General features: G+C 70.4%; 11 protein-coding genes. 2 read left to right on the top strand and 9 right to left on the bottom strand.

The window, feature by feature from the left end; all coding sequences use genetic code 11:
- Positions 1–75 precede the first annotated feature (75 nt).
- The 3 genes from CGL27_RS16185 to CGL27_RS16195 form a co-directional block, all read right to left on the bottom strand.
- The gene (locus CGL27_RS16185) at positions 76–936 is read right to left on the bottom strand and encodes an HAD family hydrolase (RefSeq protein WP_119987721.1); all 861 of its coding nucleotides are present in this window, start codon (positions 934–936) and stop codon (positions 76–78) included.
- Positions 933–3,860 (bottom strand): phosphoribosyltransferase, encoded by a 2,928-nt coding sequence (locus CGL27_RS16190; RefSeq protein ID WP_240450982.1) that lies wholly within the window; start codon positions 3,858–3,860, stop codon positions 933–935. Before CGL27_RS16190 ends, CGL27_RS16185 begins: the two co-directional genes overlap by 4 nt.
- Positions 3,861–4,335: 475 nt before the next feature.
- Positions 4,336–5,523, bottom strand: coding sequence for an HpcH/HpaI aldolase/citrate lyase family protein (locus tag CGL27_RS16195; RefSeq protein ID WP_119987727.1), 1,188 nt, complete (start codon positions 5,521–5,523; stop codon positions 4,336–4,338).
- 234 nt (positions 5,524–5,757) lie between these two features.
- Between CGL27_RS16195 and CGL27_RS16200 the strand changes: the two genes are divergently transcribed.
- The gene (locus tag CGL27_RS16200) at positions 5,758–6,972 is read left to right on the top strand and encodes a TerD family protein (protein WP_119987728.1); all 1,215 of its coding nucleotides are present in this window, start codon (positions 5,758–5,760) and stop codon (positions 6,970–6,972) included.
- 88 nt (positions 6,973–7,060) lie between these two features.
- On the opposite strand, the gene CGL27_RS16205 is transcribed toward CGL27_RS16200, so the two are convergent.
- The 6 genes from CGL27_RS16205 to CGL27_RS16230 all read right to left on the bottom strand — a co-directional run bounded on the left by CGL27_RS16205 (position 7,061) and on the right by CGL27_RS16230 (position 11,695).
- Positions 7,061–7,789 carry a Tellurium resistance gene (locus CGL27_RS16205; RefSeq protein WP_078647393.1) on the bottom strand — a complete coding sequence of 243 codons (729 nt, stop codon included), beginning with the start codon at positions 7,787–7,789 and terminating at the stop codon, positions 7,061–7,063.
- A gap of 203 nt (positions 7,790–7,992) precedes the next feature.
- On the bottom strand, positions 7,993–9,180 hold the full coding sequence (locus CGL27_RS16210) for a DUF475 domain-containing protein (protein WP_119987731.1): 1,188 nt from the start codon (positions 9,178–9,180) through the stop codon (positions 7,993–7,995).
- 52 nt (positions 9,181–9,232) lie between these two features.
- Positions 9,233–9,808, bottom strand: a complete 576-nt coding sequence (locus CGL27_RS16215; RefSeq protein WP_078641185.1) for a TerD family protein — start codon at positions 9,806–9,808, stop codon at positions 9,233–9,235.
- 182 nt (positions 9,809–9,990) lie between these two features.
- Positions 9,991–10,566: a TerD family protein gene (locus CGL27_RS16220; protein ID WP_009718272.1), complete on the bottom strand. Its 576-nt coding sequence runs from the start codon at positions 10,564–10,566 to the stop codon at positions 9,991–9,993.
- A 100-nt stretch (positions 10,567–10,666) separates the two neighbouring features.
- Positions 10,667–11,125, bottom strand: a complete 459-nt coding sequence (locus tag CGL27_RS16225) for a peroxiredoxin (RefSeq protein ID WP_119987734.1) — start codon at positions 11,123–11,125, stop codon at positions 10,667–10,669.
- Between the two features lie 129 nt (positions 11,126–11,254).
- On the bottom strand, positions 11,255–11,695 hold the full coding sequence (locus tag CGL27_RS16230; protein WP_014060347.1) for a DUF3052 domain-containing protein: 441 nt from the start codon (positions 11,693–11,695) through the stop codon (positions 11,255–11,257).
- A gap of 473 nt (positions 11,696–12,168) precedes the next feature.
- Here CGL27_RS16230 and aceE point away from each other — a divergent pair, with 473 nt between their 5' ends.
- Positions 12,169–14,898 (top strand): pyruvate dehydrogenase (acetyl-transferring), homodimeric type, encoded by a 2,730-nt coding sequence (aceE, locus tag CGL27_RS16240; protein ID WP_119987737.1) that lies wholly within the window; start codon positions 12,169–12,171, stop codon positions 14,896–14,898.
- The last annotated feature ends 380 nt before the right edge of the window (positions 14,899–15,278 follow it).

The following is a 15,278-nucleotide window of genomic DNA, read 5'->3' on the forward strand; positions in this document are numbered from 1 at the left end:
TTGGTGACTGTAACCCGACGTCACGACAGCGCGAGAGGTTCCGAAGGGGCCCTGCGCGGGTGTTGGGAGGGCGGATCAGTCCCGGCCGCGGGAGACGGCGCGGATGACCTGGCTGCGGGCGCGCGCCCAGGTGACGGATGAGCGTTCGCCCAGGGCGCGGACGATGGCCTCGCCCGCCGCGACGCCCGTCTCCTCGACCACGGTCACCTGGGGTGCCGTCCAGCCGGCGTCGGCCAGTTCGCCGTGGCCGGGGCGCCAGGCGCGGTCGGCCGCGAGCAGTAGATCGGCGTCGAGCAGCGAATCGCCCGCGGCGAGCACCTCGTCCGCTCCGGTGCGGTTCCTGATCTCGGCGACGGCCGCGCTCTTGGTGAGCGGCTTGGGCACCGCGTAGATCTTGCGGCCCTGCAGGGAGACCGTCCAGCCGCGCGGCTCGGCCCACTGCGTGAGCTCCTTGACGTACCCCTGGGGCAGCAGCTCCCGCTCGACCACGAGATAGGCGAACAGCTCCTCGGCCACCCGCTCCTTGAGCAGCCAGGCGGGGTCGGCGGTGGCGCTGAGGTGGGCGCGCACCTCCTCCAGGGGGGCGCACTGGTCGCCGAGGGTGGTACGGACCCGCTGGTTCCAGTCGGCGTCGGGCTCGCCGTTCACCAGCAGCTGGCCGCCGTTGGCGCAGATCGCGAAGCGGGAGGCGGGGCCGGGGAGGCGGATGCGGCGGTACTGCTCGATAGTGCGGGTGGTCGTGGGGACGAAGACGGAGGTGCGGACCAGTTCGGCGAGCAGCCCGGCGGCGGTCTCGGTCATGTACGACAGCGGTCGGCCCTCGTACGTCTCGACGCACAGCAGCCGCGGGGCCTCGGCGTCCGGCATGTCGAGGCCGAGCGCGGCCGCGGAGTAGATCAGGGTGCGGTCGAGATCGCTTGCCACCAGGACGCTCATCGTGCGGCCACCGTTCTTTCGTCTCTGTTGGCGATGCCCGCCGTGTTCGCCTCGTCTGTGGTGCCTGCTGTGGTTACCGTTTTTCCGTCGGCCCCGGTGGCGCCCCGGGTGTAGCGCGGGTGGATCAGCCCGACGCAGGTGTACGGAAGCCCGTCGATCTCCTCGACCGGCACGCCGCGCTGCTCGGCGAGCAGCCGCACATGGTCCAGGTCGGCGCCCGCGCCGCGCTGGGCGAGGATCTTCCACGGGACGCGGCGCAGCAGCACCCGGGTGGTCTCGCCGACGCCCGGCTTGACGAGGTTGACGTCGTGGATGCCGTACTCCTGGCTGATCCGCTCGACCGCGGCCCACCCCTCCCAGGTGGGGCTGCGGTCGGTGGCCGCGAGCTGCCTGGCGTCGGCCATGGCGGCCTCGGCGACCTCCGCGAAGCGGCCCGAGACGGTGTCGAGGAAGTATCCGGAGGCATCGGAGCCGGCGAGTTCGCGGTAGTACTTCGCGCCGTGGAAGTCGTTCGGGCCGACCAGGTCGGCGCGGAGCACGGTGCGCGATATCAGCCCGGAGACGGTCGAGTTGAGGCACGCGGAGGGGACGAGGAAGTCGTCCCGGGTGCCGTAGGTGTCCACACAGCGGCCGGGATCGGCGAGGACCGCGATCCGCGGATCGAAGTCCGGGTACGGGGCGAGGGCGTCCGACAGCTCGCGGGTGATGGCGCCCTTACCGGTCCAGCCGTCGACGAAGACGACGTCGGAGGGGTCGTGGTGGTCCGCCAGCCAGCGCAGCGCGGCGGTGTCGATACCGCGGCCGCGCACGATGGAGACCGCGTAGTGCGGGAGGTCGAGCCCATGGGCGTGGTGCGCCCAGCGGCGCATCAGCACCCCGACGGGGGTGCCGGCGCGGGCGAGCGAGACGAGGACGGGACGCGGGGAGCGCTCGGCGAGCACGGTCTCGGTGACCGCGCCGACGGCGCGGGCGATCCGGGCGGCGGAGGCGTCGAGGGCGGCCCGGAAAAGGTCCTGGTAGCGCTCGTTCGGCTGGTACTCCACGGGCAGCGACTCGGCGTAGTGCGCGCCCCCGCTCTGGATCGCCTCCTCCCGCTCCTCGGTGGGCGCCTCAAGGGTGACGTGGGAGAAGTCCTGGAGCAGCCAGCCGACCTCTTCGGGCGCGTAGGACGAGAAGTCCGGTCCGCGCAGGGGCTCGTACGACGGTTGGTGCATGGGCGGAGCCTGTCGTTCGGGGACGGTGCGGGGGGTGGGTGGGTTCTGGGGGCGATACGACGGCACGACGGCCAGGACCAGCCGGTCCGTGTGCGTGCTCAGCGCGGCGAGCAGCCCGCCGGGGGCGTGCAGTGCGGGCGTGTCGGCGGTCGAGTCGACGACGGCGACGACGGCGTCGAAGCGGCGGTCCGGATCGGCACCGGGCGCCACGTTGTAGGCGTAGCGCGGCCCGGGGCCGTCGGCGGGCTCGTCGTGCGCGGGGAAGGTCAGCCGGGTCCGGATGGCGTATCCGGGGTCGTCGACGGCGAGCACGGGTGAGCGCGTGGTCGTCGAATACCGCACCTCGACGCCGTCGAGGACGTCGTCGAGCGCCTTCGCGATACGCAGCGGCGCGTACATCAGCTCCTCGAACCCGAGGACCAGAACGCGGCGGGAGGAGGGGCGGGGCGGCCGGGGCCGATCGGTGGCACCAGCGCCACCGCCGCCCGGGGCGGGCGGGGCGGCCGGGGCGCCCGGGGCTGGCGCGGTCCGGCGCGGGGCCGCGGCGGGGTTGTCGGCGGGCGCCGCGATGTCGTCGGCGGGCGCGTCCGGCGCTGTGTGGCCTCCGGGGGACGCGGGGGCGCCGCCGCCGGACGGGGCCGGGTGGTCAGGTGCGGCGTATCCCCCGGGAGCCGCGGGGGTGCCGTCGGCGGGCGGGGTCGAGTGGTCCCCGGCGGGCGGGGTCGGGTCGTCCGGCGCCTTCGGCAGCGCGTTCGCGAGGTTCGGCGCTTCCGCCAGCGCGTTCGCCAGGCGGGTGGCCATGGTGGGGAGGGCCGCTTCCAGGCGGACGCGGTGGGCGGGGGTGAAGCCGTGGCGACCGCCGTCCGGGAGCGCTTCGGGCCAGCCGAGGTCTACGCGGACGACGGCCGGACCCGCGTCGGGGGCGGCGCCTGCCGAGGGCACCGTGGAGGCGGCACCTGCCGGGGATGCTGTGGGGGCGGCACCTGCCGGGGGTGCTGTGGGGGCGGGCGCGGCCTCGTGGTCCGGGGCGGCCTCCTCGTGTGCGGCCACCAGCTTCGCTCCGCGCTCCAGGACGTCGTCCGGGAGGTGCACCGCTCCGGCCGCGGCGGCGACCAGGTCGACGCGGGCGCCGAGGTCTGCCGCGAAGGCGTCCAGGCGGGCGCGGTCCTCGGGCGAGCGCATGTCCACCAGCGCCACCACCACGTAGTGGTCGCGGGGGAAGCGGCGGTGGAGAGCGGCGATGGTGTTCAGGACCGTACGGCCCGTGGAGAACTCGTCGTCCACGAGGACCAGGGGGCCCGTCGAGGCCAAGAGCCCGGGGTCCTCGGGGAGCAGCAGATGGGAGGTGGCGTGGCTGTGCTCCTCCTCGAAGCCGCCCACCGTGGCGACGCCCGGGACCGGGCGGCGGGTGGAGTGGAGGTACGGGGCGAGGGCCAGCCCGTCGGCGACGCTGTGGCCGAGGCCGGTGGCGGTCTCCGCGTACCCGAGCACCACCGCGCGCGCCGCCGCCTCGTCGCCCAGCAGCTCCCGCACCCGGCGGCCGAGCCGCACGCCCGCGTCGTGGACGATGGCGGGGCGCTGCGGGACATGCTTGCCGAGCACGTTGGAGACCAGCAGATGCGCCCGCTTGGGGTTGCGCCGCAGGGCGAGCCCCAGCAGCTCACGCAGCTCGGCGCCGCCGTCGCCGCCCCGACCGCTGACGCCGCCCACGCCGCTGACACACTCGCCGCCCTGACCGCGGACGCCGCCCACGCTGCTGACGCCCTTGCCGCCCTGACCGCCAGCACCGTTCCGGCCGCTAACGCCGTCGCCGCCCTGACCGCCATCGCCCCGGCCGCTGACGCCGCCCCCGCCGCTGGCGCCCTCGCCACCCTGACCGCTGGCGCCCTCGCCGTCCCGACCGTCGCCGCCCCGGCCGCCGCCGTCGCGGGGCGCCTCGCCCTCGCGGAGCGCCTCGCCGTCCCGGCGCACCTCGCCGCCCCGGGACTCCTCGCCGTCCCGGCGCACCTCGCTCCCCCGGGACCCCTCACCGTCCCGGCGCACCTCGGCGCCCCAGCCGCCGTCCAGCCGTACTCCCAGCCGGTCCGCGACCCACTGTCCCGACCACACGTTGCCCACGCTCACGCCGCCCTGCGCCTCGTTTCCATCGTCGCTCGTCCGGGGCCCGTCCCGGGCCCGGTTCGCTCTACGTCCGCAGGCTTGCCGCCAGCAGTTCCACGAAGCTCACATCCTCCCGGGCCACCCCGAAGACCTCCGCGCGCCGCAGGGTCCGCTCGGCCCATGCCCGGTGCGGCTTCACCTCGTTCATTTTGTTGGTGTACGAGGAACGCACCACACCGCCCCCGCAGCGCTGGGGCTCCAGGATGTCCACTGCGTCGCTGAACTCCTCGTGGCTGACGACGGACAGCGCGTGCACGGGGGCCACATGGGTGGGGTGGATGCAGGTCTTGCCCTGCAGACCGTTGGCCCGGTCCAGTTCGATCTCGCGCAGCAGCCCGTCCATGTGGTGCTCGATCAGCGCGGTGCGCAGGGATTCGGCGCGACCGCTGCTGAAGGGGCTGATCCGCAGTTGCGGTTTGAACATCCGCTCATGGGGTTTGAAGTACTCCCAGACCGGTCCGGTGATCGTGAAGCCCGTGCCGTCGGCCCGGCCCAGCATGTTCACCACGTCCGCGATCACGGACGCGATGAGCTGGACGTCGTACGCGGTCATGTCCGGCGCCCTGCGCAGCCCGTACGCCGAGCACAGATCGGTGACCCCGAGGCGCAGCGCCAGCACCCGCTCGCGGTACTTGTCGACAATCCGGCTGATGCCGCTCAGGGTGTCGGTGCGCGTCTCGCGGTGCATCAGCTCAGGCGATTCGAGAACCGGCATCGCGAAGAGCTGCCGTCCGCCCAACGCCTCGGTCACCTGGGCGTTTTCGGCCGACATCAGCGCCTCGAGGAAGGCCCCGCCGCGCTCCTCGGTGAATTTCGGCAGTACGAATCCGGACAGCAGCCGCACACCCACTCCGAACCGGGTGAGAAGATCGACGATCTGCTCGGGGGTGCGGACCCGGATGAAGAGCAGCGGCAGCGGGGTGCCGGGGCCGAGCCCGGACAGCTCCGCGAACTGCCGTATGAGGTTCTCCTCCGCCCCCGGCACCTCGGCGTCGTCGATGGAGTCCTCCAGGCACAGGACCATGGACACCACGCCGCGACCTGCCTGTTTGACGATGTCCTCGGCGAGCTTGGGCCGGGTCGCCGGGCAGTACAGGGTCGCGCCGAGCGCGACGGCCAGCGTCCGGGCGGGCGAGTCCACGCTGAATTCACCGGGCTCCTGATGAAAGACGTTCGCCCGCACCTCATCCGTCAGATGTCCGAAATGCCGCATCTAACTCCCCGTACTGCCGGTACGCCGCCTCGGCCACGCTGACCCGCGGTTGGCCGATAATCGTACGTGCGGCCCTGGGTCAAAAGTTCCCCAAGGGCGTGAAAATCACGTAACCCATGTGCGTCCGCATGGTGTCCGGCATACCCGCCCTGCCGCCCCGTACCACCTCCCCGCCGCCACCCGCCCCGCACCCTGCGTTGTCCCAGGACCCACTGGGAAGGCAGGATTGCCGCCATGACGCAGGCGATGCTGAAGGGATCGAACATCCCGCTGGAGGCCACGGCCATACGCGCGGTGTTGCGCTGGACCCCCGGCACGGACGTACCCGACGTGGACGCCTCGGCGCTGCTGCTGGACGCGGACGACCGGGTGCGCTCGGACGAGGACTTCGTCTTCTACAACCAGCCGAACCACCCCTCGGGGCTGGTCTGGCATCTCCCCAAGAAGCCGAACCAGGGCGCGCTGACGGACACCATCGAGGCCGAGTTCTCCGGGCTGGAGCCCGCGGTGCGCCGGGTGGTGCTCGCGGCGTCCGCCGACGGCGGCACCTTCGGACAGGTGAGGGATCTGAGCCTGCTGCTCTACGACGCCTCGTCCGGTGCGCCGCGCGAGGCGGACGCCGAGCCGATCGCGATCTTCGCGGTGCTGCCGGAGACCGGCAAGGAGGCCGCGCTGATCTGCGGTGAGCTCTACCGGCGCGGCGACACCTGGAAGTTCCGGGCCCTGGGGCAGGGCTATGAGACGGGGCTGGTCGGGCTGGCCACGCAGTACGGGATCTCGGTGGAGGACGGCGAGGCCGCGGGCGGCTCGGACGGCGACGTAGCCGCGGCCCCGGCCGGGCCGGAAGGCGGCGCCATTCCGGAGCCCCCGGCCACCCCCGCCCCCGAGCCGCTGACCGCTGCCGCTCCGGAGCCTCTGGCCGCCGCCCCCGAGCCTCTGGACGCCCCCGAGCCCTCGGCCACCGCGACACCCGCGGCGGCCCCGGCCGCCGCCACTCACGCACCCCCAGCGGCCCCCGGCACGCCGCCCCCGTCGTCGTCCGATGCGCCGACCCGGCCCCACTCCCCGTCCCCGGCGTACGGCTATCCGCACGCGGCGTCGCCCGACCCCTGGGATCCGCACCGTACCCAGCCCATGCGGCCCCCCACGGCGCATGGCGACAGCGGCTTCGGCTATGTGCCGCCGCAGGCCCCGCCCCCGCCGTCGCAGGCCCCGGCCGCGGGGTATCCGCAGCCGCCCGGCCAGCCCCCGGCGCAGCCCGGCTACGGCTATCCGCCCCAGCAGCCGACGTACTCGACGTACGGCTATCCGCAGCCGCCCGCGTACGGCTATCCGCAGCAGGTGCAGCCGACGGGGCCGGTGGCGCCGCCCCCGCTGCCGATTCCCGTCCAGGTGCCGGACCCGCATTTCGTCCTGCCGCCGCAGGGGCCGCAGTTCCAGAACAGATAGCTCCGGAACGGATAGCTCCGGAACGGCTGGGGCGGGGCCGCGGGACGGGCGGGTCACATCGTGACCCGGCCGCACCGCGGGCGGCCGGTCAAACCTTGGACTTGTAGCCCCGGCCCCACTGGAGGCCCCAGCCGTACAGCCGGTCCAGCTCCGCCTGGAAGCCGTAGACGTACTTCACCTCGCGGCGGACCATCATCTCGCCCTTGACGTTCTCGATCAGCACGACGGCGCAGGAGCGGGCCTGCGGGGCCCGCTCGTCGAGCGCGATCTCCACCCGCGGCCCATTGCTCGGATAGAGCGTGACCAGGCCGTGGGTACGGTCGAAGGCGGGGGTGCCGTCGTAGATGTAGACGAAGACGAGCAGTCGCTTGATGTCGTCCTTGTGGTCCATGTTGACGTAGACCGTCTCGCCGGACCCGGAGCCGAACCGGTCGTCCCCGCTGAGCTTGATGTACGGCGCCTCGTTGAGATTGCCGAAGAACTCGCCGAGCGGCTGCACCACACCCTTGGAGCCGCTCTTCAGCTCGTACATCACCGCGAGGTCGAGGTCGACATTGACCATCGCGGGCCCCTGCGCCTGCACCGGCTCGGGCTTGAACATCCGCAGGGGGTGGCGCAGCGAGCCGCGCCCCGCCCTGCTGTTGAAGTCCGAGGTGCGCATCTGCCAGGAGAGATTGATCCGCAGATTGCCGCTGGCGGCCCCCTGCTTGGTCAGCGAGATCGTCGATTGCCGCTTGGTCAGCTCGACCACACCGGACGCGTCGCCGCTCTCGAACTCACGCCACGCGGACCGTCCCCAGTTGCTCCAGAACGCCATGGTGCGCACCCCCACCCTTCGTGGCTCCGCTGCCTCAGAGCCGATCAACTGCCGCGGGGCGGCCGGGAGGTCGGAAGACCTCGGCCGCCCCGCTCAGAGCGTTCCTCAAACACCGCCGCGTCACACTCCCGGAGGTCGGACTCCGGAGGTGACTTCGGTCGGGCTCGGACTCCGCGCTCGGACTCCGGACCCGGACTCCGGACTCAGACTCCGGAGGTGACTTCCGCCTTGGTCTCCGAGCCCTCGCCCTCGGCCGCCTCCCGGCGGTTGCGCACGACCGAGGACCAGTACGAGGCGGCGATCAGCACCACGCCCACCAGGCCGGTGATGACCTCGTTGATCTCGTACTTGATCGTGACCAGCAGGATGACGGCGAGCGCGCCGATCGCGTAGTGCGCCCCGTGCTCCAGGTAGACGTAGTCGTCCAGGGTGCCCCTGCGGACCAGGTAGACGGTCAGCGACCGGATGTACATGGCGCCGATGCCCAGACCCAGCGCCATCTCGAAGATGTCGTTGGTGATCGCGAAGGCGCCGATGACCCCGTCGAAGGAGAAGGACGCGTCGATGACCTCGAGGTAGAGGAACAGGAAGAACGCGGCCTTACCGGCGAGGCCGACCACGGTGGCGCCGCTGGAGCCACGGCCGCCGCTGCCGTTGAGCTGGGCGTTCGCGGCGCTCTTCGTCTCCTCGCCGCTCTCGTCCGCGCCCTTGGCCTCGTCGGCCTCGTCGTCTTCCTCCTCTTCGAGCTTGTCCTCGAAGTAGCTGGAGATGCCGCCGACGATCAAGTAGGTGACCAGACCGGCGACGCCTGCCAGTAGGACGGTGGCGCTCTTGTCACCGCCGCCGTGGGCCACGTCGGTGGCCACGGTGGTGGCGGAGACCAGCAGCACGACGAGGGCGACGACGACCGAGAACGTGTCCAGCCGGCCCAGCTTGGCGAGCGGCTTCTCCAGCCATCCCAGCCACCTGATGTCCCGCTCCTCGAAGATGAAGTCGAGGAAGATCATCAGCAGGAAGATCCCGCCGAAGGCGGCGATCGCCGGATGCGCCGCCGTGACCAGGTGCTCGTACTTGTCCTTGTCGTTGATCGCGAGATCGACGGCCTCGATGGGACTCAGCTTCGCCGTGATGGCGACGATGATCACCGGGAAGACCAGACGCATGCCGAAGACGGCGATCAGAATGCCGACCGTCAGGAAGATCTTCTGCCAGAAGGCGTTCATCTTGCGCAGAATGCCCGCGTTGATGACCGCGTTGTCGAATGAGAGCGAGATCTCCAGGATCGAGAGGATCCCGACGATCGCGAGCCCCTTCCACCCCCAGAGGACGCCGGCCAGGGCCAGACCGATCACCGTGACGGCGAACGACCAACCAAAGGTTTTGAGGAGCACTGCCTACCCAATCCTTCGTCGTAAGGTCTCCCCCGCGCACTATTACGCGGCTTTACGAAACGTTGACTCCGAAGTCTAGAGCGATGCCACGCAGACCCGACGCGTACCCCTGCCCCACGGCCCTGAACTTCCACTCGCCCCCATAGCGATAGACCTCGCCAAAAATCATCGCGGTCTCGCCGGAGGCGTCCTCGGAGAGGTCGTAGCGGGCCAGCTCCTGGCCGTCCGCCTGGTTCACCACCCGAATGAAGGCGTTGCTGACCTGCCCGAACGTCTGGCGCCTGGCATCGGCGTCATGGATCGAGACCGGGAAGACGATCTTGTCGACCTCGGCCGGGACCTTGACCAGATCGATCAGCAGGGACTCGTCGTCGCCCTCGCCCTCACCGGTGAGGTTGTCGCCGGTGTGCTCGACGGAGCCCTCGGGGCTCTTGAGGTTGTTGTAGAAGATGAAGTACTCATCGCCGAGCACCCGCCCCGACTGGCACAGCAGCGCGCTGGCGTCCAGGTCGAACGGCGCTCCGGTGGTGGAGCGCGCGTCCCAGCCCAGGCCGATGAGCACGTGTGTGAGATTCGGAGCGGCTTTGGAGAGGGAGACATTGCCCCCCTTGGCGAGTGTGACGCCCATGATGCTGATTCCTCCCCGGGTGGTGCGTGGGTGATGCGCGTCCGGCGCCGCACCCCCTGCCGCTGGGGCGCGGGGGTGCGGCGCCGGAATGGCCTCGCGCGGAGGCCGAATACGGCCTCGTACGGGCCGCTGAACAGCCTTGGACGGCCTGTGACGGCCCTCGACGGCCCTCGACGGCTCGCTCAGACGTTGACGCCGAAGTCCTGCGCGATACCGCGCAGACCCGAGGCGTACCCCTGGCCGATGGCGCGGAACTTCCACTCCGCCCCGTTCCGGTACAGCTCGCCGAAGACCATGGCGGTCTCGGTCGAGGCGTCCTCGGAGAGGTCGTAGCGGGCCAGCTCATTGCCGTCGGCCTGGTTCACCACGCGGATGAAGGCGTTGCGCACCTGGCCGAAGCTCTGCTGCCGGGTCTCGGCGTCGTAGATCGAGACCGGAAAGACGATCTTGGCGACATCGGCGGGGACGCCCGCCAGGTTCACCTTGATCTGCTCGTCGTCGCCCTCGCCCTCACCGGTGATGTTGTCACCGGTGTGCTCGACGGAGCCGTCAGGGCTCTTGAGGTTGTTGAAGAAGACGAAGTTCTGGTCGTTGCCGACCTTGCCCTCGGCGTTGGTCAGCAGGGCGCTGGCGTCGAGGTCGAAGTCCGTGCCCGTGGTGGTGCGGGCGTCCCAGCCCAGACCCACGACGACCGCGGTCAGGTTCGGGGCTTCCTTGGTCAGCGAGACATTGCCGCCCTTGCTGAGGCTGACTCCCACGAGTCCTCCCAAAAAGGTTCGTCAGGAGCACTGCGTGCCCCTTCATCAAAGGTTTCCCATCAGGATCAACGCGTCGATCCTAGTGAGCGGTTCCCAGCTGCTACAGGGTTTCGAGGGCCTTGACGTAGTCGTTCAGGTCCCGCGCGTCGGGCAGGCCGTTGACGATCGTCCAGCGCACCACGCCCTCCTTGTCGATTACGAAGGTGCCGCGCACCGCGCAGCCCTTGTCCTCGTCGAAGACGCCGTAGGCGCGGCTGGTCTCGCCGTGCGGCCAGAAGTCCGACAGCAGGGGGTACTCCAGCCCCTCCTGCTCGGCGAAGACCCGCAGGCTGAAGGGCGAGTCATTGGAGACCGCCAGCAGCTGGACCTCGTCGTTGACGAACGTCGGCAGCTCGTCGCGGAGCGCGCACAGCTCGCCGGTGCAGACGCCGGTGAAGGCGAACGGGTAGAAGAGGAGCACGACGTTCTTCTCGCCCCGGAAGTCGGACAGCTTGACCGACTCCCCGTGCTGGTTCTTCAGCTGAAAGTCGGGGGCCTTCGCACCGACCTCTATCGCCATGGGGACATCCCTTCGCTCACGTTCGAAAGATCACGTTCGAATGATCATGTGGTGCGCGTCCACCCTACGTGCAGAGCCCCCCTCCGAAAGGGAACGGAGGGGGGCTCTGAGGTGTGGATCCGCCAAGCCTCAGCGCTTGCCGCTGCGAGCGGCCTTCGGCGTGACCAGACGGCTGCCCGTCCAGTCCTTGCCCGCGTTGAAGCTCTTGGTCTGGGACAGGCCCGCGGTGGTCGCGGCCTCATTGATGTCGCTCGGCTCGACATAGCCGTCACGGCCGGTCTTGGGCGTCAGCAGCCAGACCGGTGCGCCGTCGTCGATCATCTGGATGGCGTCCACCAGCGCGTCCGTCAGATCGCCGTCGTCCTCTCGGAACCACAGCACAACGGCATCGGCCACATCGTCGTACTCCTCGTCGACGAGCTCCTGGCCGGTGATCTCCTCGATGGACTCGCGGAGCTCCTGGTCGACATCGTCGTCGTAGCCGATCTCCTGGACCACCTGTTCGGGCTGAAAACCCAGCCTCGCGGCAGGGTTGGTCCGCTCCTCCGCGTGGTCCGCGGTCGCGCTCACGGATTGCCTCCTGTCATCTTGCATTCACTCTTCGAGTCTGTGGGGCCCCGCGCGCGTACGCGAGGGCTTTGGGCGTAGTCCACACGGGCCGGGCGGATCGCGCAAGTACCCGGCCAGCGATCCCGCCCAAACGTTGACGTGTCGCCGCAACTCCCATCATGGAGGAACGACACGCAACGGCGCGCGGCCGACCGGATTGCCCGAGGATGTCCGGCTTACGTGTGTGTCTAGCCACCTTACGCCGCCCCGGCGCCGAACGGCCGTACGCAGACGACCCCGGTCGTGGGCGTAAGGTTGCGATTCGGCCGTCGCACGCCGAACGGCCGCCGGAGCGCCCGTCTCACCTGGTGATGGTTACCACTCGGTAGAGGTGACGTATCCCGTACCCGAGGTACACGATGGACAACGGCGCTACAGCAGCAGAGCACGAATCCATGTGCGTGCACAGCACGACCGAAAAGCGAAGGAATAGCGTGGCTTCCGGATCCGATCGCAACCCGATCATCATTGGCGGCCTTCCCAGCCAGGTCCCGGACTTCGATCCCGAAGAGACCCAGGAATGGCTCGACTCGCTCGACGCAGCCGTCGATGAGCGAGGCCGGGAACGTGCCCGCTACCTGATGCTTCGCCTGATCGAGCGCGCCCGCGAGAAGCGTGTCGCCGTGCCCGAGATGCGCAGCACGGACTACGTCAACACCATCGCCACCAAGAGCGAGCCGTTCTTCCCCGGCAACGAGGAGATCGAGCGCAAGGTCCTCAACGCGACCCGCTGGAACGCGGCGGTGATGGTCTCCCGGGCGCAGCGTCCGGGGATCGGGGTCGGTGGCCACATCGCCACCTTCGCCTCGTCCGCCTCGCTGTACGACGTGGGCTTCAACCACTTCTTCCGCGGCAAGGACCACGACAGTGGCGACCAGATCTTCTTCCAGGGCCATGCCTCTCCTGGCATCTACGCCCGGGCCTTCCTGCTGGACCGCCTGACCGAGGACCATCTGGACGGGTTCCGTCAGGAGAAGTCCAAGCTCGGTCACGCGCTGTCCAGCTATCCGCACCCGCGGTCGATGCCGGACTTCTGGGAGTTCCCCACGGTCTCCATGGGCCTGGGCCCGCTCGGCGCGATCTTCCAGGCGCGGATGAACCGCTATATGGAGGCGCGCGGCGTCGCCGACACCTCCAACTCCCACGTCTGGGCGTTCCTGGGCGACGGCGAGATGGACGAGCCGGAGTCGCTCGGCCAGCTCTCCCTGGCCGCGCGTGAGGGCCTGGACAACCTGACCTTCGTGGTCAACTGCAACCTGCAGCGGCTCGACGGCCCGGTGCGCGGCAACGGCAAGATCATCCAGGAGCTGGAGTCGCAGTTCCGCGGCGCCGGCTGGAATGTGATCAAGCTGGTGTGGGACCGCACCTGGGACCCGCTGCTGGCGCAGGACCGGGACGGGATCCTGGTCAACAAGCTGAACACCACCCCGGACGGTCAGTTCCAGACGTACGCGACCGAGACCGGTGGCTACATCCGGGACCACTTCTTCGGCGACGACCAGCGGCTGCGCAAGATGGTCGAGGGCATGACCGACGACCAGATCCTGCACCTGGGCCGCGGCGGTCACGACCACAAGAAGATCTACGCGGCGTATGCGGCGGCCAAGGCCCACAAGGGCCAGCCGACGGTGATCCTGGCGCAGACCGTCAAGGGCTGGACACTCGGCCCGAACTTCGAGGGCCGCAACGCGACCCACCAGATGAAGAAGCTGACGGTCGACGACCTCAAGCGCTTCCGCGACCGGCTGCACCTGCCGATCCCGGACCAGGAGCTGGAGTCCGGCCTGCCGCCGTACTACCACCCGGGCCGGGACTCGGAGGAGATCCAGTACATGCACGACCGCCGCAAGGCGCTGGGCGGCTACGCGCCGACCCGTGTCGTGCGCGCCAAACCGCTGCAGCTTCCGGGCGACAAGACCTACGCCACGCTCAAGAAGGGCACCGGCCAGCAGCAGATCGCCACCACCATGGCGTTCGTGCGACTGCTGAAGGACCTGATGCGGGACAAGGAGATCGGCAAGCGGTTCGTGCCGATCGCGCCCGACGAGTACCGCACCTTCGGCATGGACTCGCTCTTCCCCTCGGCGAAGATCTACTCCCCGCTGGGCCAGACCTACGAGTCGGTCGACCGTGAGCTGCTGCTGGCCTACAAGGAGTCGCCGACCGGGCAGATGCTGCACGACGGCATCTCCGAGGCGGGCTGTACGGCCTCGCTGATCGCGGCGGGCTCCGCGTACGCCACGCATGGCGAGCCGCTGATCCCGGTCTACGTCTTCTACTCGATGTTCGGCTTCCAGCGCACCGGTGACCAGTTCTGGCAGATGGCCGACCAGCTGGCGCGCGGATTCGTCCTGGGCGCGACCGCCGGTCGTACGACCCTGACCGGCGAGGGTCTGCAGCACGCGGACGGCCACTCCCAGCTGCTGGCCTCGACCAACCCGGCGGTCGTCGCGTACGACCCGGCGTACGGCTTCGAGATCGCCCATATCGTCCAGGACGGTCTGCGCCGGATGTACGGCGAGAACAGTGAGGACGTCTTCTACTACCTCACCGTCTACAACGAGCCGATCCAGCACCCGGCCGAGCCGGAGAACGTGGACCGCGAGGGCATCCTCAAGGGCCTCTACCGCTACCGGCAGGGCGAGAAGGGCGCCATCCCGGCGCAGATCCTCGCCTCCGGTGTCGCGGTGCCGTGGGCCATCGAGGCCCAGCGCATCCTGGCCGAGGACTGGAACGTCAAGGCGGACGTCTGGTCGGCCACGTCCTGGAACGAGCTGCGCCGGGACGCCGTCGAGACGGAGGAGCACAACCTGCTCCACCCGGAGGAGGAGCAGCGCGTCCCGTACGTCACCCGGAAGCTGGCGGACGCGGAAGGCCCGAAGGTGGCCGTCTCCGACTGGATGCGTGCGGTTCCCGACCAGATCGCGCGCTGGGTGCCCGGCACGTACCAGTCGCTGGGCGCGGACGGCTTCGGCTTCGCCGACACGCGTGGCGCCGCGCGGCGCTTCTTCCACATCGACGCCGAGTCGATCGTGCTCGGTGTGCTGACGGAGCTGGCCCGTGACGGCAAGATCGACCGCTCGGCCCTGAAGCAGGCGATCGACCGCTACCAGCTCCTGGACGTGTCCGCAGCGGACCCGGGCCCGGCGGGCGGCGACGCGTAGCCGTCTGCGACGGCGGGGAGCCGTGACGCGGTAGCCGTCCACGACGGCAGCGACCCTCACGCGCAACCCGTCTGCGACAGCAGTGACCCCGACGCGGGGGCGAGCTGGTTTCCCAGCCCGCCCCCGCGTTTTCGTGTGCCCCGGTGCCCCTGTCCGCCCTGGGCTCCGCCCGGGCGGACAGGGCGGTTGAGCGCGGGGGCCCGTACCCCACCCGGGTCAGGGGCTCCGCCCCGCACCCCCGGACCCAGCGGCTCCGCCCCGGACCTCGCCCCCCGGAGCCCGGCCTGGCACTCCGGCCGGACCCCGCGGGCGGCGGAGCCCGCACCGGGGTGGCCGCCCCACGGACGGCGGCCGGACCACCCACCGCCGTCCGAAACCGA

Origin of the sequence: Streptomyces sp. 11-1-2 (assembly GCF_003595545.1) — a bacterium.
Taxonomy (GTDB): Bacteria; Actinomycetota; Actinomycetes; order Streptomycetales; family Streptomycetaceae; genus Streptomyces; species Streptomyces hygroscopicus_B.